The sequence below is a fragment of the Oceanispirochaeta sp. M1 genome, from assembly GCF_003346715.1.
Lineage (GTDB): Bacteria > Spirochaetota > Spirochaetia > DSM-2461 > DSM-2461 > Oceanispirochaeta.
On record NZ_QQPQ01000037.1, the window covers coordinates 15,456 to 39,011 of the forward strand.

Annotated in this window: 22 protein-coding genes; 6 read left to right on the top strand and 16 right to left on the bottom strand. The window is 40.0% G+C overall.

What is annotated here, in order from left to right:
- Positions 1-67 precede the first annotated feature (67 nt).
- The 14 genes from DV872_RS20390 to ablA all read right to left on the bottom strand — a co-directional run bounded on the left by DV872_RS20390 (position 68) and on the right by ablA (position 13,949).
- Positions 68-1,024: a carbohydrate kinase family protein gene (locus tag DV872_RS20390; RefSeq protein WP_114631816.1), complete on the bottom strand. Its 957-nt coding sequence runs from the start codon at positions 1,022-1,024 to the stop codon at positions 68-70.
- 203 nt (positions 1,025-1,227) lie between these two features.
- Positions 1,228-1,941: a GntR family transcriptional regulator gene (locus DV872_RS20395; RefSeq protein WP_114631817.1), complete on the bottom strand. Its 714-nt coding sequence runs from the start codon at positions 1,939-1,941 to the stop codon at positions 1,228-1,230.
- Between the two features lie 324 nt (positions 1,942-2,265).
- Positions 2,266-2,463, bottom strand: coding sequence for a hypothetical protein (locus tag DV872_RS20400; protein WP_114631818.1), 198 nt, complete (start codon positions 2,461-2,463; stop codon positions 2,266-2,268).
- A 135-nt stretch (positions 2,464-2,598) separates the two neighbouring features.
- Complete coding sequence (locus tag DV872_RS26665) at positions 2,599-2,739, bottom strand: hypothetical protein (protein ID WP_158547082.1); 141 nt, start codon at positions 2,737-2,739, stop codon at positions 2,599-2,601.
- Positions 2,740-2,814: 75 nt separating this feature from the next.
- Positions 2,815-3,573 (bottom strand): class II aldolase/adducin family protein, encoded by a 759-nt coding sequence (locus tag DV872_RS20405; RefSeq protein WP_114631819.1) that lies wholly within the window; start codon positions 3,571-3,573, stop codon positions 2,815-2,817.
- A 3-nt stretch (positions 3,574-3,576) separates the two neighbouring features.
- Positions 3,577-4,632 carry an S-methyl-5-thioribose-1-phosphate isomerase gene (gene mtnA, locus DV872_RS20410; protein ID WP_114631820.1) on the bottom strand — a complete coding sequence of 352 codons (1,056 nt, stop codon included), beginning with the start codon at positions 4,630-4,632 and terminating at the stop codon, positions 3,577-3,579.
- A 12-nt stretch (positions 4,633-4,644) separates the two neighbouring features.
- Entirely contained in the window at positions 4,645-5,853 is a 1,209-nt protein-coding gene (gene mtnK / locus DV872_RS20415) for an S-methyl-5-thioribose kinase (RefSeq protein ID WP_114631821.1), read from the bottom strand.
- Positions 5,854-5,859: 6 nt separating this feature from the next.
- A complete protein-coding gene (locus tag DV872_RS20420; RefSeq protein WP_114631822.1) occupies positions 5,860-6,879 on the bottom strand; it encodes an ABC transporter permease in 1,020 nt (339 codons plus the stop codon).
- Positions 6,872-8,380 (bottom strand): sugar ABC transporter ATP-binding protein, encoded by a 1,509-nt coding sequence (locus DV872_RS20425; protein ID WP_114631823.1) that lies wholly within the window; start codon positions 8,378-8,380, stop codon positions 6,872-6,874. Before DV872_RS20425 ends, DV872_RS20420 begins: the two co-directional genes overlap by 8 nt.
- Before the next feature lie 211 nt (positions 8,381-8,591).
- The gene (locus DV872_RS20430; protein WP_114631824.1) at positions 8,592-9,722 is read right to left on the bottom strand and encodes a sugar ABC transporter substrate-binding protein; all 1,131 of its coding nucleotides are present in this window, start codon (positions 9,720-9,722) and stop codon (positions 8,592-8,594) included.
- A 239-nt stretch (positions 9,723-9,961) separates the two neighbouring features.
- A complete protein-coding gene (locus tag DV872_RS20435) occupies positions 9,962-10,711 on the bottom strand; it encodes a DeoR/GlpR family DNA-binding transcription regulator (protein WP_114631825.1) in 750 nt (249 codons plus the stop codon).
- A 253-nt stretch (positions 10,712-10,964) separates the two neighbouring features.
- Positions 10,965-11,663 carry a Pr6Pr family membrane protein gene (locus DV872_RS20440; protein WP_147283225.1) on the bottom strand — a complete coding sequence of 233 codons (699 nt, stop codon included), beginning with the start codon at positions 11,661-11,663 and terminating at the stop codon, positions 10,965-10,967.
- A gap of 144 nt (positions 11,664-11,807) precedes the next feature.
- Positions 11,808-12,641 carry a putative beta-lysine N-acetyltransferase gene (ablB, locus tag DV872_RS20445; RefSeq protein WP_158547083.1) on the bottom strand — a complete coding sequence of 278 codons (834 nt, stop codon included), beginning with the start codon at positions 12,639-12,641 and terminating at the stop codon, positions 11,808-11,810.
- Positions 12,642-12,644: 3 nt separating this feature from the next.
- On the bottom strand, positions 12,645-13,949 hold the full coding sequence (gene ablA, locus DV872_RS20450; RefSeq protein WP_114631828.1) for a lysine 2,3-aminomutase: 1,305 nt from the start codon (positions 13,947-13,949) through the stop codon (positions 12,645-12,647).
- A gap of 654 nt (positions 13,950-14,603) precedes the next feature.
- Here ablA and DV872_RS20455 point away from each other — a divergent pair.
- Positions 14,604-15,788 carry a hypothetical protein gene (locus DV872_RS20455; protein WP_114631829.1) on the top strand — a complete coding sequence of 395 codons (1,185 nt, stop codon included), beginning with the start codon at positions 14,604-14,606 and terminating at the stop codon, positions 15,786-15,788.
- 60 nt (positions 15,789-15,848) lie between these two features.
- Here DV872_RS20455 and DV872_RS20460 read toward each other — a convergent pair whose 3' ends face one another.
- Positions 15,849-17,243, bottom strand: coding sequence for an MFS transporter (locus DV872_RS20460; RefSeq protein ID WP_114631830.1), 1,395 nt, complete (start codon positions 17,241-17,243; stop codon positions 15,849-15,851).
- A gap of 258 nt (positions 17,244-17,501) precedes the next feature.
- On the opposite strand from DV872_RS20460, the gene DV872_RS20465 reads away from it, so the two are divergent.
- Entirely contained in the window at positions 17,502-18,167 is a 666-nt protein-coding gene (locus tag DV872_RS20465; protein WP_114631831.1) for a TetR/AcrR family transcriptional regulator, read from the top strand.
- A gap of 8 nt (positions 18,168-18,175) precedes the next feature.
- Here the strand turns inward: DV872_RS20465 and DV872_RS20470 are convergent, their stop codons facing one another.
- Positions 18,176-19,234 (bottom strand): uroporphyrinogen decarboxylase family protein, encoded by a 1,059-nt coding sequence (locus tag DV872_RS20470; protein WP_114631832.1) that lies wholly within the window; start codon positions 19,232-19,234, stop codon positions 18,176-18,178.
- Positions 19,235-19,373: 139 nt separating this feature from the next.
- Between DV872_RS20470 and DV872_RS20475 the strand changes: the two genes are divergently transcribed.
- The 4 genes from DV872_RS20475 to DV872_RS20490 all read left to right on the top strand — a co-directional run bounded on the left by DV872_RS20475 (position 19,374) and on the right by DV872_RS20490 (position 23,503).
- Positions 19,374-20,450: a uroporphyrinogen decarboxylase family protein gene (locus DV872_RS20475; protein ID WP_158547084.1), complete on the top strand. Its 1,077-nt coding sequence runs from the start codon at positions 19,374-19,376 to the stop codon at positions 20,448-20,450.
- A gap of 142 nt (positions 20,451-20,592) precedes the next feature.
- Positions 20,593-21,468: an SH3 domain-containing protein gene (locus tag DV872_RS20480; RefSeq protein ID WP_114631834.1), complete on the top strand. Its 876-nt coding sequence runs from the start codon at positions 20,593-20,595 to the stop codon at positions 21,466-21,468.
- 60 nt (positions 21,469-21,528) lie between these two features.
- Positions 21,529-23,043 carry a serine hydrolase gene (locus tag DV872_RS20485; RefSeq protein ID WP_147283226.1) on the top strand — a complete coding sequence of 505 codons (1,515 nt, stop codon included), beginning with the start codon at positions 21,529-21,531 and terminating at the stop codon, positions 23,041-23,043.
- 88 nt (positions 23,044-23,131) lie between these two features.
- Positions 23,132-23,503, top strand: coding sequence for a hypothetical protein (locus DV872_RS20490; protein WP_114631836.1), 372 nt, complete (start codon positions 23,132-23,134; stop codon positions 23,501-23,503).
- Positions 23,504-23,556 lie beyond the last annotated feature (53 nt).

Consider the following 23,556-nt stretch of genomic DNA (forward strand, 5'->3'; position numbering starts at 1 on the left):
TGACTCCCTTATATAAATCTTCTATGTAATTAAGGTTTGTGAACCACAAACCATTAGCTGCTATTATTTAATGCTCCTCTTCAGTGAGTTGACTGGACAGCCATTGCTCCAATTCCACCGAATCTGGCCCAGATCGCGCCCCCAGGACCGAACAGGTAATAGAGGCACAATGGGTTGCTATACTCATTGATTTTTCAATGTCAAACTTCCTGATCATATGAGCATAGATGAATGCCCCCAGAAATGAATCTCCTGCACCGGTCGTATCTTTCACGACGACATCTTCCACGGGAAAATGAACAGCTTTTACTTCGGGTCCAGCATCAACATAGGCTCCATCGCTTCCCATGGTAAGTAATATAGTTCCCTTACAGTAGGAACGAAGAGCTGCGACACATGATGCGGGATCAGAGGAACTGAATAGCTGCTCAGCTGCCTCACGGCAGGGAGCAAATAGATCAATCATTGGGAGAATCTCAAGAATTTGCTCTCTGGTCACACCAAGCTGTTTCATCATTGGCAAGCCGATCTGGAGATTCACTGCGATTTTCATACCGGCAGCTTTTGCTGCCTTTAAACCATGTATCGCGGCTTCTCCCGGTAAAAGATCGGTGTAATAGATTTCCGTGTCGGTAATATAGGCTTCATCAAGTTCATCCACCTTGAGATCTAGGAAGGCATCACCCATATTCAGAAGAATAAATTTGCTTCCCTGGGAATCCACAACAATCGTTGTATGAAGGGATGTCCCACCTGCTTTAATCCTGCATTCTTTAGTCTCAATATTTTCCTGTTCCATGGATTCCAATATTTGCCGACCAACTGAATCATCTCCCACTTTTGCTACAAATGCACATCGAGCGCCAAGTTTGGATGCCTGGGCCATAACATTTGATGCACTTCCTCCTGGTAAATAACTAATGTTTCCAATTACAGCAAATCCGTCCGGTTCCGGTAAAGTTTCAACCTCCTGCAACACATCCATCGCAACAGTACCAATGCATATAATCTGTTTCTTTTTCATGTTTCACCTCCCGATATCTACTCGTTATCCGCAATCATATTGCCAGACAGGGAAAATATTTTACTTCTTTTTTTCGTAAATTAGCCCCGTTTTTATCAGGACCCACCTTGTGCTCTCAACCAGGAATAATAATCCTTGATCTCAGACGAAGTCCCAGACGGTTGATTGTTTCGAATGATATTTACACCTTAGTTCTTATTTCTTTAATTTTTCCTCATCTTGATAATATGTTTGTAGCGATCACTTCGAATGTAGATCTCAGAATATTCAATGAGGTTGTTTTTCTGATCGTAGGCACGGCGCTCGATAAATAGGAGGGGTGCCCCCTTGCCGACATTAAGTACCTCGGCCTGTTCTTTCGATGCTGAGATGGCACTAATGCAGTCTTCGGTATCATGAATGACAATATTGTATGTCTCTTTTAAAATCCGGTAGAGTGATTGTTCATTTTCTATTAGCTTTTCATGAAAGCCCTTGATATATTCTGCTTTGATATATGAGGTATTAATACTTATGGGCTGTTCATCGGCAAACCTTACCCGCTGTATATGAAATACTTGGCCCTCAGGTTTCACCCCAAGAATAACCGCCAATTTGGGGCTGGGAGCCTCCAGCTTCGCGAACTGATCATGAATTGCCGGGATCATTCCCTGTTTACGCATCAATTCTGTAAAACTCATTAGCTCTTCGATATTGTGACTCATCCTCGTGGGAGCTACCTGAGTTCCTTTACCTCGGATGATTGTGAGCTTCCCTTCTCGAACAAGCATACTCACAGCCTTTCTGATTGTCGTTCGGCTCACATTGTATATTTCACCTAAATCTTTTTCACAAGGCAGATAATCCCCTACCTTATATTCCTGTTCCTCTATTTTTTGTTCTATAGCTTGTTTTACCAAAAAATATGCAGGTTCCATTTTCACCACCAAAATTCTAATTTAGATTTATTTTCTATATCTCATGATGTAACGACATCATGATGTCGTTACATCATATTGAATCGTTATGCTCTAATTGTCAATATTTTTTTTTAAAATTTACTGGAAGTTCTCAACATCATAAAATCACTTGTAGACTCTACATATGTATTTTCATAATAAAAAATATGTTTGAATAGAATTATTCCATTGAATAGATTTTCGATATAGTGCTCTCATAAAGCCGTACAGCTTCTAAATTTGATTTATGCTGATTATTTAAACAGCAGAGGAGTACAACTGATACGGAAGAAGTGAAGAGATTCAGATAAGGCCAGAATTACACTCATAGCCCTTCGAGAAGAAAAAATAGTTAGTGATGTCCATGGAAGAATTTTCTCCATGGTGATCAGTCCTTTTGGTCATCCAGCATTCAAAATAAAATGGAGTCTGTTCTACAATGGCTAGGCCGGCATCACCGATCTGTGCCGTTGTCTGAAGAATCTCGGTTCCATGAGTCATGACAGCAAGCTCGTGCTTGGCGCCCTTGTCCTCATAATTGACAAGGGCGTCTCTTCCACGACCATCCGGGAAAGTGTTTTATTATCAGAAAAGTATATTCCTTAATGACATCATTAAAACGCTACCGATCAGCCATTATGTAATAATCAATAAAAGTATGACGGTATTGGTTTGGGTCAAATCAATACCGTCATTTTTATTCTCTTTGACTCCCAAAAACTCTACATCAGGGGCTGAACTCTCAGGAGCAACTATGGAGGAGGCTGTTTTAGACATACTGGCTGTCTTCTGAACAACCTGACATACAATATTCTCATTCAGGATTCTGAGATAATAATATAACTGTCTCCTTTATTTCAGCTGTGCCAGTACCTGCCGGGTTATCTTTTCGATAAGCTCGGCTTCAGGGGTCCTATCATTTTTCTGAACTGGATTAGGATCACAGGGAGGGACCCCTCCAGCTTCTATTCCGAGATTTTCCCGGATTTTAATCAAATCAGAGACTTGATTACAGCTGAATTCTACGGGTTCACCTATTTGCCTGAGATATATCATAATTTTACAGTACTGTTCCGCCGACTCCATCCGGTACATGGCCTGGGTAATATCATCACCCCAGGTCAAGAGTCCATGGTTGGCAAGGAGTACGGCATTATGGGAATTCACATAGGGTTCAATTGAATCAGGAACTTCCTTAGTACCCGGAAGAGCATAATCAGCAACGTGAACAACCCCCAGAGTCAATATGGACTCTGACATTATGGGCCTGTCCAGGGGTATCCTTGCAATGGCAAATGCTGTTGAAGCAGGAGGATGTGCATGAACAACCGAATTCACTGATTTATTCAGCTGATAAACCCTGATGTGCATTTTGACTTCTGATGAGGGTTTATTCTTCCCCATTATAGTCCCGTCCATTTTCATCTTCACCAGGGAATCCAGGGGCATACCACCCTTGCTTACACCTGTTGGGGTAACAATGATTGTATCCTCTGAAATTTTAATCGAAATATTCCCATCATTGGCAGCGACAAAACCCTTGTTATACATCTTGTCACCAATTTCACAGATGGCCTTCCTGGCCTGTACTTCTGTCATATATTCCAGCATCATCTAATCCTTAAAGAGCTTTGCGAGATTCTCTTTGTAGGGGGCTCTCACGATTCCCTTCTCGGTAATAATGGCTGTTACATACTTGTTTTCTGTTATGTCGAAAGCAGGATTATAGGCCTTAACTTCTTCGGGTGCCGTTCGACGTCCAAATCCGTTTCCGATTTCATCACTCTCACGAAGCTCAATTTCCACTTCATTACCAGTGGGGGTATTCAGATCTACAGTTGAATATGGACCCAGTACATAAAAGGGAATTCCGTATTCTTTTGCCAGTATGGCCACTCCGGAAGTTCCAATCTTATTGATCACGTCACCGTTTGCCGTAATTCTATCGGTTCCCACCAGGACAGCATCAATCTTTCCTTCTCTCATCACGAGAGAAGCCATATTGTCGCAGATTACCGTAACATCCAGTCCCGCCTTGTTCAGTTCATACGCGGTGAGTCGGGAGCCCTGAAGAAGTGGTCTGGTTTCGTCTGCATAAATCTTAAAATCGTAGTCTTTATCATGACCTGCATACATGGGAGCAAGGGCCGTTCCATAACCTGAACAGGCAAGTCCTCCTGCATTGCAGTGAGTGAGAAGTCCCATACCGGGTTTTAGAAGTTCAAGCCCATATTTCCCAATGGCTATTCCCATCTCCTGGTCTTCCCGAAGGATCTCTTCACTTTCTTCAAGAAAAGCTGCTTTGATCTGGTCCACGGACTTACCCGCTTTTTCCTCTTTCTCAAACCTGTCAAACATGCGGTCCAGGGCCCAGAAGAGATTGACAGCTGTAGGTCTTGAGGTTGCAAAATACTCTCTTAATTCAATAACTTTTTTCTTAAAGGAAGGGACATCTTCCTCTTCCAACCTGTTTGCACAGACATACATTCCAAAGGCGGCAGCAACACCAATTGCCGGTGCCCCTCTGACTCTGAGCTTCTTGATTGCTTCCCAGATATCCTCTTTCTTATCCAATTCTAGAAATTTTTCTTCCACTGGAAGCAGGGTCTGGTCAAGGAGAACAAGTTTATCTTTTGCACTATTTAATAATGCGGGTACTATAGTTTTCATTTCGATCCTTCCTTATTTACAGTACTTGCTAAGCAGATCAAGGTAATCCTGACCGGTAACAGCTGTAGTTCGGTTTATTATGAGTTCTTTAGCTATGAGAAGATTAGTTGTTTTGGCTTTATATCTTGCTGTATCATCTTCAATACTGTTGAGATCTTTAACCTGGGCAAAACCTACAGTGCGTCTGGTCATCTCGCATCCACAGACACCAGCCGTGTTTACAAATACATCTTCAATATAGTGTTCTTTGAAGCCCTTCTTTTTTGCCATTGCATCGGTCACAACATCATCCCATACAGACAGGAATTTGGCCTTTGTGACATCAACTGTATCTTTGATCGTTGAGAGCATATAACGGCAGAAATTATCTTTTTTATCCCCATCGGCCATACTGTAGAAGGCCGAAAGATAGTTCATGATCAGATTTGCAATGACATTCCCAATGTCATAGGCCATGGGTCCGTAAAATGCAAACTCCGGATCTATAACTTTGGTTGAATCTTTGTTAACAAAGATGCTTCCCGTATGAAGATCTCCATGAATAAGAGCCTGGGCATTATTCATAAAGTCAAACTTTAATTTTGCCGCTTCAAGGCTCAATTTTTCATCATTGACAATGTTTGCTATATGAAACTCAACAAGAGATTCTTCAACATTATTGCGAGCCCCCGTATTAAAGGGTTCTGTAAATACAAGATCCTCAGTGATTTCACAGAGTTCCGGGTTGATAAAGCTCTTTACTGACTCTTTCTTCTCTTTATGTTCCATGACTACATCAGAAGTCAAAAGAAGGGTTTTCACCATAAAGTCAGAAATCTGATCTACAAATTTGGGATAAATCTCACGATCAATAAGCCCATATCTCATTATCACATAATCAGATAGGTCTTCCATAACCATACAGCACATTATGGGGTCATAGATATATATTTCAGGAACAAGACCATCTGTCAGTTCATACTCAATGCCCAGGATTCTGCTTTCAATCTCACCACGGCCGATATCCAGGGGCCAGTCTTCTCCTGCAGCTCTAACATAGGGTAAAGACTGTTTCACGATAAGACTTTTATTGTTTTTACTGTCATAAACTTTGAATACAAGGTTGAGGTTTCCATCACCTATCTCATTGCATTTATATTCTGCATCGCTGCTGAAAAAGTCAATTTTACTTTTTACATAATCAATAACTGAATCTACATTCAATTCAAAATACTTATCCATTATTTCTTACCCCTTCTTTTTGTAATATGTCAGACCAAGGCCGAGTATCAGAACAACACCCTTAACAATATTCTGTGAATAGTAGGGAAAGCTCATCATAACGAGTCCGTTCATAAGGATTCCCACAAGCAGTGCACCAAGGAGGGTACCAAATGCATTTGGTTTGCCGGCTCCCAGCACTGAAAATCCGATATAAGCAGCAGCTACGGCATCCATCAAATAGGGACCCGCCGAGTCAACTTCACCAGATCCAAGTCTTGCACAGAGAACAACACCCGCAAGAGCAGCAATGGCCCCTGAGAGTACATAGGCAAGGGTTCTGTATTTTGATGTGGGAATACCGCTTAGTCTGGCAGCTTCAACATTACCACCGGTCATATACAGAAAGCGTCCATATTTTGTCCAGTTCAAAAAGACATGAACCAGGATGGCAATGGCCAGCATTATGAAGACCGGAATAGGTATTTCAAAGAGCTCTTTCTGACCAATAGCCTTGAATCCCTCTGACATGAGCCCCGGTGCCACTCCCCCTTCGAGCATGGGCATATAGTTATATATTGCCGATCCCTGCTGGAATGTAATAGAAACACCTGTAATGACAAACATCATTGACAGTGTTGCGAGCATATCCGAGATTCCCAGTTTGATAATCAGAAATGAATTTACCAATCCAATCATACATCCCACTGCAATTGGAAGTAGAACCGCAAGCATGGGATGAAGTTGCCAGATAATCATTATCTTGGCCGCAATGACCGCTGCAAAAGAAGCAGTGGCCGCTGTAGAGAGGTCAAATCCGTCTACAGTCAGGGACATTGTCATGGCAAGGGCTATCAGGCAGACAATGGAAACTGATCTGAAAATATTCGTCACATTTCCGAATGTAAACCAGTGTTCAATAGATACAGAAAAATAGACGATAGCCAGTATTGTGACAATGATGGTTCCATATCTATAAAGGAAACCAAACACATCAAATTTTTTATTGCCGCCCAGTAAAACGGAGCCATTTATCAACTTATTCATCTCTTCCTCCGCCGGTAGAGTATCGTAACAACTCTTCTTCATTTGTATTTTTTGTAATCAATTCTGCAGCGATTGTTCCGTTATACATGACATAAACTCTGTCAGTGAGACCCAGGATTTCACTGAATTCACAGGTTGCATAGATAACGCCTTTATCTTTAGCCACAAGCCCGCCGATCAGCTTGTAGATTTCAGCTTTAGATCCGACATCAACACCCTTGGTGGGTTCATCAAACATGAAAATTTCAGCATCGGAAATAATCCATTTTCCTATTGCAACTTTCTGCTGATTTCCACCGGAAAGCTTGGACACCTGCACTTTTTCATTGGGAGCCTTGATGCCTACCATCTCTATGGTTTCACATGAAGATTTTTTGAGTAGACTGCGGTTCATAAAGACACCATTGCAATACTTTTTAAGTGTTGGAAGAGTGGCATTGGTCTCAATAGATTCCTGCACAATAATCCCCTCCCGTCTTCTCTCTTCAGGAACCAGGGCAAGCCCTTTTTTCACAGCAGCAGCAGGAGATTTAGGAGCAATCAAATTACCATGAATGGCCACTTCCCCTTCGTAGCGTTTTGATGCGCCAAAGAGAAGCTTCATCAGTTCGGTCTTACCCGCCCCGACTAATCCGGATACTCCTACAATTTCACCAGCATTAACATGCATATTCACATCATTGATTCCGCCGTCTCCACTGATATGACGTACTTCAAATATCTTTCCACCTACCGTTATGTCATGCTTGGGAAAGGTACTCTCAAGTTTACGTCCCAGCATCTTCTCGACAATGGTATCAATAGTTTCTGTTTTGATATCATAATCACCCACAAGCTTCCCATCTCTGAGAACGGTGATTCTTTCACATATTTTAAAAATTTCATCGAGTCTGTGAGATATAAAAATGACACTCACACCCCGTTTTTTGACTGTTTCAACGATTTCAAAAAGCTTATCTGTTTCTTCAACACTCAGTGGTGCTGTAGGTTCATCAAGAATCAGATATTCAGCCTTGTGGAAAACAGCGCGTCCAATAAGGACCATCTGTTTTTCCGAAAGAGTCAAATCGCTTACGAGCCTGTTTACATCTATATCCAGACCCAGCTTATTCATGGCTTCTTTCGCTTCACCCTGGATCTTTCTCCAGTCAATAAAAAGACTCTTTTGCTCAGTTATCAGATAATCCATCATTATATTTTCTGCCACAGTCAGATATGGAATCAGAGCTGTATCCACTTCCTGATAGACAATTACAATACCATTCTTCTTGGCATCCATTGGGTTTTGGATATCCAATTTCTGCCCGTTAATAAAGATTTCCCCTGAAGTCTTTACATAAACACCGCTTAAGATCTTCATAAGGGTACTCTTACCTGCACCGTTCGCCCCGATAAGGGCATGGACTTCTCCTTTATTCGCAGAGAAATCAACTCCATCAAGCGCTTTTACACCGGGAAAATCCATTGATATTCCCTTCATCATCAAGCCCTTTGAATCCATATTCCTATAACCACCTCATTTTATTCAACAGTAATCTGCAGAAGAAAATTCACCCCTGATCTTCTAATTTTGGAAGAGCTAAAACGGGATGCATAAAAATTTTTAGCTTATTAAAAATATGTCGAAAAACATAAACATCTAAAACAAGCGGAAGAGTTTTAACTCAACTCTTCCGCTTATATTTAACAACAGTTACAGATCAGTTCAATGATTACTGCATTGCTGCGAGATCAGCCATCCAGTCTTCCAGGAATTCCTGTGTGGAACCCCAACCGGCGTAGAACTCAGAAAGGTCTGCCATGCTGAGAGGTCTTTCTTCGATAGTAGGAAGATCAGAAGCCTCAACAAGTACAGGTGTCAGAGAGTAGTATCTGGGAAGAGCCTGTCCGCTTATGGCAAGCATGGCGAGTCTAACCTGTACAATACCAATGACTGTTGGGTCTACTGCTGATGAAGAAATCCAGATTTCAGGATGTGTCTGCATCATTGCAAGGTCCTGATCAGACATATCAACAGAGAATAGAGGAATTGTTTTTCCTGATGAAAGGATAGCGTTGTAGAAACCCTTTGCATATTCATCCCAAACCGCATAAACAGCATCAATATTATTGTCTTTGTCTGCATCAAGGATAGCTTCAAGAGCTGTCTGAGATTTGGCCATTACACCACTTGTTCCAAGGTCAATTGTTTCAAGAACATTAATACCTGTATAGGTAGGAAGAATTCCACCTTCCCAGATTCTATGACGTTTGTCAGTAGGAGGTATATTTGCAAGTCTGTTGTAAATAACATCTGCAGAACCATTGAGGTAAGTTACAAGAGACATCTGAGAAAGAAGTCCCATCATAAGGTCATACTGATCCATAGCTACAAGCATGCCGGGAGCAACATCAGAAGGTACATTGAAATCATTATCAAAAACGATTACAGGAATACCGGCTCTGAGAGCTTTATCAATAGATGCCTGAAGTGCATCACTTTTACCATGAGATGTAAGAATTGCATCAACTCCCTGAGTTACTGCATTCTCAATTCCCTCAGCCATTGCCTGAAGGTCATTGTTTGCATCAATAACATTAACTTCGATACCATATTTGGCAGCTTCGTTCTTAACGCCGTTGATATGCATAGTCATGTGAGTACCAGTACCCCATTCCTTAACAAGTGCAATTTTGATTGTCTTTTCGCCGCCGAAAGGTGCTGGAATATCTCCAAGAGCAACAGGAGCAGGAGCTGCTTCCACAGTCTTTTCAACCTCTACCTTTTCTTCGGTCTTGCCACCACAAGCCACAAGCCCTATTAAAAGAAAAACAGCCAACAATACAGTCATTATTTTTTTCATATATCCCCCTTCAAAAACATCAGAACAACATATTAAAAGTCATTCTGCTTCACTCAAATTAACATAGATTCAGAACTTGTCAATCTATTTCGTATTATTTGCATGTTTTTTGATTATACATGATTTTTTATGAAATATATGATTTCAACAAGCTGGTGATGCAAGAATTTGCACTAATTAGAAATAGTATGGAGGAGGATCTGATAATAGTGGATTTATTGCGAGATAGGGAGGGAACTTTAATCTAATTCTACGGCATATATATTTTCTAATTCCAGATAGCTCTCTTCAATATTACCTGCCACAATGATTTTATCAAACTCATCTGCTGCAGCAAATGTATATTTGGAGTTATTCCCGATTTTAGTTGAGTCTAAGAGAAGATATGACTTTTTTGATCTTTTGATGGCAACACGATTAATTTCAGCAACACCAACCTCAGAAGTCGATGCTCCCCTATCCAGTGTAAAACCTGATGCACCGATGAAACATTTATCAAAATTCATCTGCTCAATCTGTTTAATCGCATCATATCCGACAACAACCGCTATATTGTTAAGCAATTCACCACCCAGTAGTTTGCTTTCAATCTTATACTCCATAAGCTTTTCAATATGATGTACTCCATTGGTGACAACAGTGACATCCTTGCCGCTCAAAATTGTAAACATCCAGTTCTCTGTGGTACCTGGACCAACATATATAAACTGACCATCATTCACAAGGGTTGCAGCATATCCGGCAACGATTTCTTTCATATCCCGGTTAATTGTTAACTTTTCTTTAATATTCCGTTCTTTGATATTAACTTTAATCCTGGCGGCACCACCTTGAAGAAGCTCAACCTGCCCTTCCTCTTCAAAAAGCTTCAAATCACGTCTGACAGTTGCCAGAGAGACACCTGTATATTCTACTAGATCATCAAGGTAAACGAGCTCTTTGCTATGGAGTAGTTCAAGAATTTTCTTTCTTCTTATGTATGGAATCATGGTTTACCTCTACATATTTAACTACAACAGTTTATTTCATTTGTCAAACTAAATCACAATAAATCATTAATTTGAAATAATTTGAAACGCAAATATACAGATAGCCTAGAAACTAGGGAGATGCTTCCCGGGTTTCTAGATAAAACCGGAATGTACAAAATATAACACCCTGAATGTTTCAACTATGTTTATGACATGAGAGGGGTTCTGGTTTAAGAGTAGGGGCTGTAGTTATTTTGAAATTACTCAACAGTCAATTCTGCAGCAGTTTCTTAAAATAATGACTGATTCTTCCTTGTACTAATCTATTTAAAGCCACGAGCCCTATGCCTATTAGAAATACAGCAGCCACCATTCCGAGAGTAAGAAGGACAACAAGAACATTCCCACCAACAAAATCAGGATCAAAAAACGGGTAAATAAAATTCCCGGATAAAGAAGAGTAAATTAAATGGAAAATGAAATAGCATATAGGATAAATAAGCACAAAGATTTTTCTTCCCGGCTTCAATGTTCCAAGATCGACAAAAACCAGAAAATCGAGAAGAGCCAGTGCCGGCATCATGTAATGAGTGATAATTGAAGATGCCATACTTATATAATGAACCATACTCGAGATGATCTTGTTCTCCAGCATTAAATACAGCTTATCAGTGAATCCCTCATCAATCAGCATGATAAATATTGACCCGGTTATAACCATATTAGTGGTGACAACCAGAGAAAAAACAGGATGAGACTTTTTTCTGACAAGGGGTGATAGTATCCAGTATATGGCAAGAATAAGATTGCTTTGAATTGTGAAGAAATAGATAGAAGGAATCTCTTTATTCCAGGAAAAAAGTGAGCGTTCGACAATATAATATATAATCACAATTCCAAGAATAATTCGGAGGAGATTCATCAATCCGGAACTGATGAAGTTTCGACTTAGATTATCAGAATCAATCATAAAATTATTATGACAGAAAATCAGCACATCTGCCAATAGTCGGGAAGGCCTTAAAGCTATGGAGTCTAAGCTTTAAGGGTTTTATCCTGATTGTCTAATTTTAATCATTTGTTATAAATACTTTTTAACACAAGTTTGTTTATGCTATAGATTTTTATACCAAATATTCATACTTTCAATATTTCCTGATATATTGGTATTATTAATAAGTGTACCTGAATACTGATATCCGCATTTTTTAAAAGTAATATTCATTCCTGCCGATTTAGCTCTTGCTATAGTGTACAGAGTTTTATAATTTTTACTGATTAATTTTTTTTCCAAATACTTCAGCAGTATAACTGAAAAATTATTTCCCAGAAATTTCGGTAAAGTTGCAAAATCGGTCATTTCAGCATTCAAAAAATCAGGATATGTTTCAGCAGACGCAATACTAACTAAAGTATTTTTGAAGAATACTCCAGCATACTCAATATTGTCCTTCATTGTTTGTTTAAGATATTCTTCATCAAAAATAGGAAATGGATAAGAATTAAATACTGATTTATACAAATCTGCCATTTCTTTTGCATTTAATTCTGTTAAATCCCTCAAGTAAAAATTATTTGGTAACACAGGAGGTTCTTCAATAGTTTTTTTTGATTTAGTAATTTTTAAGACATCATTAATCAGAGACTTATCAATAAGATTTTGCCTCTCTTTCTCAATAAACTTCCCTAAGAATACACAGTTTTCCTTTCCTGAATAAAAATTCTTAATTTCTGCTTCTTTTATATAACCCTGATTTATTAATTCTTTTGAAACTGATTCAGGAACTTTCGCAAATACTTTGGAATAACTCTCTTTTTCACACAATTCATCAGTGCGTTTAATAACATCATGAAAATCATTTTTGCTTAATTTCATAATGTATACTCTATCGTTTAACTTTCCATGATGAATCATGGATTTTCCAATGTTCTCAATTTTATCACTCATCATTTATCTCTCGTACTTCTGATCTCTTTCAAGAGAGTTTGGTGTTAGAGTAATTTCTTCTTCATGGTCTGAAAGAAGTCTTGCAATACCTATTGAGATTACTTCTGGAGCATTATCAATGTTTAACTGAAGATTACATTCTGCACAATTTAAATCACATAAGTTATGATCGTATTTATCTGGCATTTTATATGTTGTAATAACACCTTCATAATTCCTCAAAACGATCTTGTTAGTAGACCATGATAATACATAGTTAGGATAAACAGGAATCTTACCTCCGCCCCCTGGAGCATCAATAACATAAGTTGGAACAGCGAATCCGCTTGTATGTCCTCGAAGACTCTCAATTATTTCAATCCCTTTGCCAACAAATGTTCTAAAGTGTTCTAGACCTTCCGATAAGTCGCACTGGTAAAGATAGTAAGGCCTCACTCTATTTTGTACAAGTTTATGTACAAGGTCTTTCATGATCCTGGGACAATCATTAATTTCTGCAAGTAGTACACTTTGATTTCCTAGAGGGATTCCTGCATTGGCGAGTTTACTTAATGCTTCTTTGGATGATTCTGTAATTTCTCTAGGATGATTGAAATGTGTATTGATCCAGATTACACCATGTTTTTTAAGAACCTTAATTAATCCATCAGTAATCCTGTAAGGTAAAACAACTGGCATTCTAGTTCCTATTCTAATAACTTCAACATGCGATATACTTCTTATTTCTCCAAGAATCCAGTCAATGTTTTCATCAGAAAGCATAAAAGGATCTCCACCAGATAATAGCACGTCACGTACTTCAGGGTGGTTTCTGATATAATCCACTGCTTTTGAAATCATTTCTCTTGAACTTATACTATCCGTATCACTAACTTTTCTTTTACGTGTACAATGACGGCAATACATTGAGCAAGCATGACTGACGTACACCAATACTCTATCAGGATATCTGTGTGTTAATCCTGGTACAGGGCTGTCAACATCTTCGTGAAGCGGGTCTTCCATATCACATTCAGAAACGATCAATTCTCTCACATCAGGAAATGCCTGCTTAAATACAGGATCATTTTCATAGTCGTCAACATCTACAAGTGATAAATAGTATGGTGTTACTGATAGAGGAAATTTACTGATTGTCTTTTCAATCTCCTCACGTTTTTTATCTGAAAATTTGATGTCAAGTATTTCTTCAACTCCCTCAATCGTAGTTATAGAATTTCTTAACTGCCACTTCCAATCTTTCCATTTTATTAATAATTCATCTGATACTTTTATATCATTTAACTTATCTTTTATTAGGCTCGTCATTATTACTCCTTTAAAATAAAAAAAGGCACCCTAATTCTACTAGAATTTAAAATTCTAATAGAATTAGGGTGCCTAAGTTTCGCCATTAAGACTCGCATTATAGCATAAAATATACTATAGTTCATTGCCCATTGATTACTTGAATGTAATTCAAATAAATAAAAGACCCTGAACAGACCACAGTTCTATAAAATATTTTTCATACAAGTTTTTATCATTTGAGTACCCGTTTTATAGGGCTCAGACAGCTTGAATTGACACTGCAATGCATCATCAACCTCACAAATCGAATACTGGCTTGTATTACTTCATATAATAATGTGATAACATTATAGCAATTTTATAAGTAAAAGTCAAATGATGTAATTTTTAGAGGTGGCAAAATATTATATTACAATGCATTTATCATGTGTCAACTTGAATTGCATTTAAAGTCCAATATATCATATATCCTAATCTCGCATTCATTTTAGTATCCCAATAAGAACTCTCTGAAATATACCCGGTAGATTCCATTTCCCAGTGGTTCAAAACACTCAATTTAATAATAAACCAATTAATAATTTTATGTACAAATATTAAAAGGGAGGTTACATTAAACCATTCAATAAACTCCGAAGATTAGCTTGAGAACTGGGACACAGGGAGGCTGATATGCCGATAGAATTTAACGAAAAGCGCTGGGTTGATGTAAAGGAAACCTACCGAAAATGGTGGGCCGGAGAGTTGAAGCGACCGGTATGCGGAGCTGTTGTCATCGATCGTGATCCTGGACGTCCGGTACCGTCGGCCCCTCTTTTGACACAGGCGACCTGCCACGATTTCAGCTGGTCCGTAGAGGATATTGTTGAAAGGATCGATTACGAGCTCTGCCGTCAGAGTTATCTGGGCGACGCTTTCCCATATGTTAATCTTGACTGTTTCGGACCCGGAGTGGCTGCCGCCTTTCTCGGGGCAAAAGTTGATAATACCACCGGCGGGGTGTGGTTTGAACCGTTTACTGAAAAACCTATCTCACAGCTTCATTTCAAATATGACGGTGATAATCCCTGGCTTCTCAGGGTTAAAAATCTCTGTCGTGCTGCTGTCGATCGATGGGGTAACACTGTGGTTGTGGGGATGCCCGATCTTGGAGGGACCCTCGACATACTGCAGATCTTCAGACCCGGGGAAAAGCTGCTTTTTGATTTCTACGATTTCCCGGAAGAGGTAAAACGGGCTGTTTGGGAGATCCATCAGCTGTGGCACCGCTTTTACACTGAAATCCATGAAATTCTACAGCAGAAAGGTATGGGATATTCCGACTGGAGCGGTATTTACTCGGAGAAACCGTTTTACATATTACAGTGCGATGTCAGTTATATGATCAGTCCTGAAATATTCAACGAGTTTGCTTTACCGGAACTGGAAGCATCTATAAACAGGCTGGAGCGGTCGGTTTACCACCTCGATGGACCCGGGGCCCTGAACCATATTGATAAGATACTGAGTATTGAAAATCTATCGTGTATGCAGTGGATTCCGGGGGATGGAAATCCCAGCTGGGGAAAATGGCCCGAGGTTTATCAGAAAATTGCTGCCTCAGGTAAGCTGATTCAGAGCATGGGCTCCCCTATTGATGATCTTTTTAAAATAATGGCCCAGACAGGAGTCCCCGGGAGGATTCAGCACAGTACCATCCTTTTTGAGAAGGCTGATGTAAAAGAGCCGCAGATAGTAGAGAACCGGGTGCTTATTTCCTCTTCTCTCCTCTCTGCTTTACGGCTGTTTTTCTTTTTATTTAAACCAATCATGGCTTTTCTAAGAGTTGTAAACAAAATGAAAAGACCTATAACATAGCAGGTTTTTACTCTGGATTAGTATGATTATTCCTGACCCAGCCTAAAATTAAATTTCCGCTTAAGTCTCCACATTAACTGAGTTTTTTCTTCCGTTCAGTTCCTCCAGGACACTTTCGTACCGCTCTCTGGTGATGGGGAGAATCTTTGCAAAAACTGCCGAACCGATTAAGAAAAAACAAGGTACAACTGCAAGCATTATACGTACCGCAATCAGGGCGGAATCAGGCTGAACGATCACCTGGGCTGCGACATCATCGACACTTGCCTCAATATAGCCAAAGAGTTCCAGGACAGCTCCGGAGAGAGCAATTGCTACGGCTGAAGCACACTTATAGAGAAATGTAGAGATCCCGTAGAAGGCACCTTCCCGACGCACTCCGTTCTCATACTCATCAATCTCGATAAGATCAGGGAGCATTGACCAGGTGATCACCTGTGAAGCGGAGATTCCTACCCCGATAAAGGCGCAGACTATACCCAGCGAAATGAGATTTCCCGCCGGGACGATAAGAGCAAACAGGAGGGCAATTACAAAATAAACGGCCGAAACGATGTAAGCCTTCCGTTTCCCCCAGCGCTTGGCCAGAGAAACCCAGAGGGGCGATGCCGCAACTGCCACAAGAAGAGGAATCCCCATAAAAACAAACTGCATGTCTCCACCGATATGCATCACATCTCCAAGATAGAAGGCGATGGTAGCCATGATTATATCCAGGCCTATCATATTAAACAGGAACATACCCATCATGATTCTGAACTCTTTTAGCCTGAAAAAAGAGCCCAGGGTGGCTCTAAAACCTTCATAGGTCTGCTCTCTGTGTTCTACCCGCTCTTTTGCGCTGATAGCCGTAATAAATAATATCCCGATGATAACAACTCCGAAAATTGCCCCCATAACAAAAAAACTTTTACTTTTCGGCATATCGGCGTAGACAACATCAACTAATAGAGACACTCCCGCGGCCCCTATGAGTGTACCGATAAAAGAGGATCCAATTCTAAAACCCGAGAGGACGGCCCGTTCATCATAATTCTGAGACATCTCCGGTGTAAGAGCACCATAGGGGACAGCCACCACTGTAAAAGCTGTATTAAAAAGGATGAAAATAAAGAGATAATAGAAAAATCGTACTGCTTCACTTCCTGAGGGGGTAAACCATAGAAAAGCAAAGGTTATCCCCATGGGGATGGCACCAAAGAATATATAGGGTTTTCTTCTCCCCCATTTCGATTTAGTCTGGTCCGATATTCGTCCCATCAGATAGTCTGAAATAGCATCCCACCCTCTGGCCAGCATAAAAATCAAACCAGCAAGGGAGGGAGTTATCCCACCCACATTGACCATAAACCAGAGCATATAAAACCCTACAGCCCCATACCCGAGGTTTATTGCCGTATCTCCAATACCGTAGGCAAACTTCTCCCTGAGTGGTACAACATATCCATCTTTCATCAGTTTTCCGCCTTTACCAAATGATGTGAAAAAAACAGATGGATTAATCAGTCATACCATCCTGAACGCTTTTTCACTTATCAGGCTACAATGATGATTTGATTCTTGTAAAGAATTAAAAATTTCCTTTTTCATTCAGATGCTCCCGGTGCTGATCGAAGCGATCTATATGCTTGACCAGCTCAGTGATAAGCCGTAGTGTATTTTACAGCAGTCTGTTGTAATTACGGCAATCCAGAACAATAGGGGTCAATTGTGATGAAGAAAGGCTATGTAGATGCAAATGGGTACAAGGCCCATAAAAGCCGGCAGAGACAGGCCATTCTGGCTGCTGCTGAAGAGCTTTTCATTGAGAAGGGCCTGATTGAGACCAGTATAAGTGAGATTGCCAGATCTGCCGGTGTAGACCGGAGCACTGTTTACAGATACTTTGCCAATATGGAAGAGATTGCCTGGGCCATTGAATGTAAAATTCTGAAAAGATTCTTTTCCATCCCCCAGCCCGATTTGTCTGATATGTCCCGCAATGGATATGAGCAGATACAGGAGTATGCAGTAAACTATCTGGATTTTTCCCGTGACAATGAACGTTCAATCCGGTTTAATGCCGAACTCGACCATTTTTATTCACACAACAAAACTGTTGAAAATATAAAACGCTACTATCCTGATGAATATCAGATGGAAGATCCTCTGAATGATCCTCTCTATCGCCTGATCCAAAAGGGGATGGCCGATGGTTCCATCCGAGAGGATATGGATCCCCGACTGACAGCCTTTTCAATTATGAATGCTCTCTCTGGGGCAACACAGAGAGTAGCAGGAAGAAAACATATTCTTTTAGAAGCGGAATATTATGACCCTTTCTCTTTCGTGACAACATTAGTGGATATAATATTGGCAGGTATCAAGGCTCCGATGTAATCGAGATTTTAACGGCTTTCCCGGCAGGTTCGATTGAAAAAAGTGTCAGCAATTGCTGTTTCCTTCTTTTTTGACAGACCGATGTCCCAGGGCTGTGTATAGTGCTTCATAATAAACCCTCCATCGGGCATTTTACGGGCAAACATATCAATCATTCTTTCAGTTTCGGCAGCGATGTCATCAATTGTCACTTCCGGACGCGCAGTCCACTGGTTATCCACACAGTTAAAGAAACAGAGCTCACCTTTTGATGCTTCTATCAGGTTCTCATACCCCATCAGCAGGGGCTGATCCATCTGGACCACATCGACACCCAGGTCGACCATTTCCGGAATCAGGGTGATAATATCGCCGCAGCTGTGCCAGATGAAATGAATACCCCGGTCATGGCAGTGATCAATGATCCTCTTATAAACAGGTTTATAAAACTCTCGAAACTGCTCCAGGCTCATCTGCAGGCCCGACTGCAGCCCCCAGTCCTCATATGTAATAAATCCGTCGATACCTCCGGCCGCACAGAAACTGTCAATCAAGCGGCAGGTCATGTCAGCCAGTCTATTCAGCAGGTCTATCAATAAATCAGGAGAGAGATAAGGAGCCATCATGGCGCCCTCAAATCCCATAAGAGACCGCAGCAATTCATACATGTTAATGGAATTGACACCCAATATGTACTTCTTCATACGTCGTCCCATTTGAATCATCAGTTTTGTCAGAGGATCGGATTTGTCATATCCCATATCAGGAAAAGTATAAGAGGACAGTTTTTCAGATAAATCATCAAGAGGATATCCCGTGGCATGGTCCCATCCCCGGCCGGTGACCTCCCAGGTAACGCCCCATCCATCTGTATAAGTTGCACCGATCCTTCCCGGTTTCTTAGCAGCATTGGGACCGGACATCTTCGCTGCCAGAAAAACATCTCCCCCATGTGTATTAAACATGTAGGGGATACGGGGCGGATTGTTGAATTCAATTGCCTTCTTCACAATTTCCCGGCTGTTACTGCCATGCAGGTATTTGCCCTTTTTTAAAGTTCTGACAAATATTTTCAGCTCTTCATTCATTTCAGAAGCTCCATATTAATAATTCACATTGACATTTACAACACCAAATACTACAGTGTGTTGTAAATAGACACTATTACTGAAAGATAAATATGTCAAGAAAGAATCTGACACCAGTCGGTATATGGAGATCTGTAAAATGACAAGAAGAGAAAATCTGCTCAGAACTCTCAGAAGAGAGGGGTATGAGAAAATCCCCTGTGATATGCCTTTAACCTCTACGAAAAGAAAGGAATTCAGAAAGAAGTTCCCCTTGCGGACAATTTCGTCCTACTACGATTTTTCTCACAGAATCAGTGCCTGTCTCTATCGTGCCGGTTACAAAGGAAACGGCCGGCAGCTCTTTGCCCATCTGGATCTGCCTGACCGTTTTGATGTAGATCCATTCGGTGTCGGTATGTCCTACGGATCCAAAGAAGCCTATCATATGTGTCATTTCCACAGCCCTCTGGAGGGAGAGCACACAACTCTGGAACAGATTCAGGATTACAAGCTTCCCACCCCGATACCGGGAATGGAGAAGATGCTGAAACTCTTTGTAAAATACTGTCACTCAAAGGGTCTGGCCGCCATGGGATATCTGGATCAGACCATCTGGGAAAGATCCTGGCTGATTAGAGGCATGAATGACCTGATGATGGATATGATGATGGACGATGACAGAGCAACCTGTATTCTAGACAGAATAACAAACCACTCCTGCGAATCGGGAGCCATCCTGGCCAGGACCGGTCATGATATCATTGCTCTGGGTGATGATGTAGGTATGCAGAGTACGGTTATGATGAATCCCGAACTCTGGCGAAAATGGCTAAAACCCCGGCTGACGAAGGTGATCCGGACTATTAGAGAAGAAAATGAAGAGGCTCTGGTCTTCTACCATTCATGCGGTTTCATAGAACCCTTTATACCCGATCTGATTGAAATCGGAGTGGATATCCTGAACCCGGTTCAACCGGAGTGCATGGATTTCAGGGAAATCCACCGTCAGTATGGAGATAAAATCTCTTTCTGGGGAGGAATCGGAGCCCAGACCACCTTTCCCTTCGGATCTACCGACGATGTCCGGGCCAGAGTTCGGGAACTGATTGAGATTTGCGGAGAAAAAGGGGGGATAGTTATTTCCCCTGCTCATGAACTGAGCCCGGAGGTCCCCTGGGAGAACCAGGAGGCTATGCTGGATGAAATCAGGATACTGAATAAAACTCAGCATTGAGGCCATGCCGAGTACAGTCTGCCCCGATCCACGTATTAGAGCTGTCAGACAGTGAAATTTCAACCTTTTGGATGATAGAATAATTTTAAAAAGAATATTAAGATAAAATGATTGAAGGTATATTTTTATTCTGAGGTTCTGAGTGAAAAAGATTATTCTATTGCTTTTACTAATTTATACAAACGATCTGACTGCCCGGGAATACAACTTTGCAGTTTGTAATGATGGAATACTCAATGTAAGAAGTGAAGCTACTACAGATAGTGAAATCATATACAAGCTGGATCAATATGAAACAGTTGATATTATTGCTCGAACTTCAGAGAAAACTAAAATAGGCAACTATTCAGATTACTGGTATAAAATCTCAGTGAACGATATCAAAGGATGGGCCTATGGTGCATTTCTTGATACTTACCAAAAAACCAATATTCAGACATTTCTAGATTTAATTGTGATTGATTTTCCTGATCAGTTAGAAATTCACCAGACAAGTAAATTGATTGTTACAGATAATAAGACATTCACTTTGAGACAAGGATTTGGATGTAATTACCTTGATCATAATTTTCACCTTGAAGTATTTTACAAACCCAAGTCCCATGTCTTTATAGATGATTTAATATCTGAATATAATATTAAGGAAGTAACAGACGCTAATCCCAACTATGGATTGGGCAGTATTTATTCATATCTGATGAAGCATAATATCAATTTTATATCTGAAAAGGATAATGGAATGGTTTTTAAGGCTGCTTATCAGAATTGGGCATCATATATTACTTATGATCTGGCTGTATTTAATATTGAAATTCAGAATCATCCCTATATTGAGAGTGTCCTTTTTCAGTTTATGAATGTATGGACAGATCCAGAAGATCCATTTATCAGGAAACTTACTACAGACTCCCTTTTGAAGGTCATTGAGGATGGAAATAGAAAGGCTGTGGTATATAACATGATAATAAATAGTATGAAGCAGTCTTCTTTCATTGATCCTGACATCTATCTGAGATGAATATTATACTGCCGAAAACCGGCCTTCTGTCTTTAAATGAAGTTCAAATAGGAGTCTATATTGAATAAATTATACATTTTACTATTATCTTCGATGATTCTTATATCCTGTGGTTTTAAGAATGATACTGGTAGAGATACAATAATATGGCCAAGCGAAAAATGGCATTCATCATCTCCTGAAACTCAAGGTGTCAATTCTGAAGTACTTGCAGCTATGCTGGAACATATTCAGCAGCAGGAATTTAACATCGACAGTATTCAGATTATTCGTAATGGCAATATTATCCTTGATAGCTACATACATCCTTATAGGGAATCTGATCTTCATATTATTCATTCATGTACAAAAAGTATTACTTCTCTTTTAATCGGAATAGCAATCGATCAAGGGCTGATTGAGAGCCTTGATCAGCCTGTTCTTGATTTTTTTCCTGAAAAAGCGGCCAATAATAAAGATGAAAAGTTAACCAAACTCACTATTCGGCATCTTTTGACAATGAGTACCGGACTTCATAGCCGAGATTCATATATGTATCGTTGGGAAGGCCTTAATGCTATGAAGGATTCCGAAGAAAAATGGAGCGAATACATTCTGAATCTTCCCTTTGATGTCGATCCCGGTAGCCGCTTTGATTATAGTAACATGGCCTCATATTTACTGTCCTCGATTATTACTGAAAGCTCAGGTATGATGGCGATTGATTTTGGGAATAAATACCTATTTGGCCCACTCGGGATAATTGACATCCTCTGGCCGTTATCTCCAGAAGGAAATAATATCGGTTGGGGTGAGATTAAAATCCATCCACATGATTTAGGTAGAATTGGATGGATGGTTCTGAATAAAGGTATATGGAAAGATCAAAGGATCATTTCAGAAGACTATCTGAACCAGGCAACATCAGCTCAAGTCAAAGCAGATACTCTGGCAGAATTCTATGGTTTTCAATGGTGGGTAAAAAAGCCAGGTCTTTTTATGGCACTGGGGTATGGGGGACAGTATCTAATTATTAATCCTGAAAAGAATCTTGTAGTTGTATTTACCAGTGCTCTGAAGGATAAGGATTTCTTCACTCCTATGCACCTATATAGTAGTTTTATTCTCAAAGCTATTGAGTCTGACACAGCTCTTAAAAAAAACAAGAGTTCTTTTGATAGGCTTGAATCTCTAAAGATGGAACTATTAAGTCCTGTAGAAAAAATAATCTCAAATATTCCGAAAGAATTTCAGACTTTCAATGGACATAAATATAAGCTAAATGAAAATCCATACAACCTTAAGACTATTCAATATAATTTCAAGAATAAGCAAGCTACGCTCTTTATGGACTTTGGAAACGGGATTGAAACCTACCCAGTAGGATTGGATGGTAGATATTTAATTAATGAAACTGAAGAAGTTGGGGTGAGAGGTCATTGGAGTCCAGAGCTGAAATTTGAGACCATATTTAAAGGGCAAGGTGAAGCTTGGTGGTTTGATATGAAATCAGTATTTTATGATGAAAGTCTCCATATTGTTCTTCGTTCCAGTAATGGAGATTTCACAACAATAGAAGGTAATTCAATAAAATAGAGAGACCTTATCACCTACCCCTAAATCTGCTGCCGAAAACCGGCCCTCTGTCTACTGACTGCTGAAACCTATTGTACGGAGTACTGAAATGAATAAATTATTGTTTTTTGTTTTCCCTTTGATTATCTATCTTTCCGGATGTTCTTTTTTTGAGCCTAGTGATTACAGCTTGTCAAAATTTGATTCCGCCCAATGGATAGAATATGGAACAGTAGGGGAAAATATAAGATATGAAATGATTAACGATCTGTTTAATAAACATCTTTCGATCGGTTTAAAGAAAGAGACAGTAACTGATCTTTTGGGAACTCCAGATTATATCAATGAATCTGACAATGAATACTCATATTACCTGGGCTGGCCACCAAACTCCGGGTCTTATATGAGAATAGATGGTGAAGTTCTTTCAATATCTTTTCAAAACGATGTGGTAAAAGATTATTATCATTACGAAAGTTGATTATTAAATTGAAAAAAGACTAGCGATAACCAATTTCTGTCGACATCTCCCAA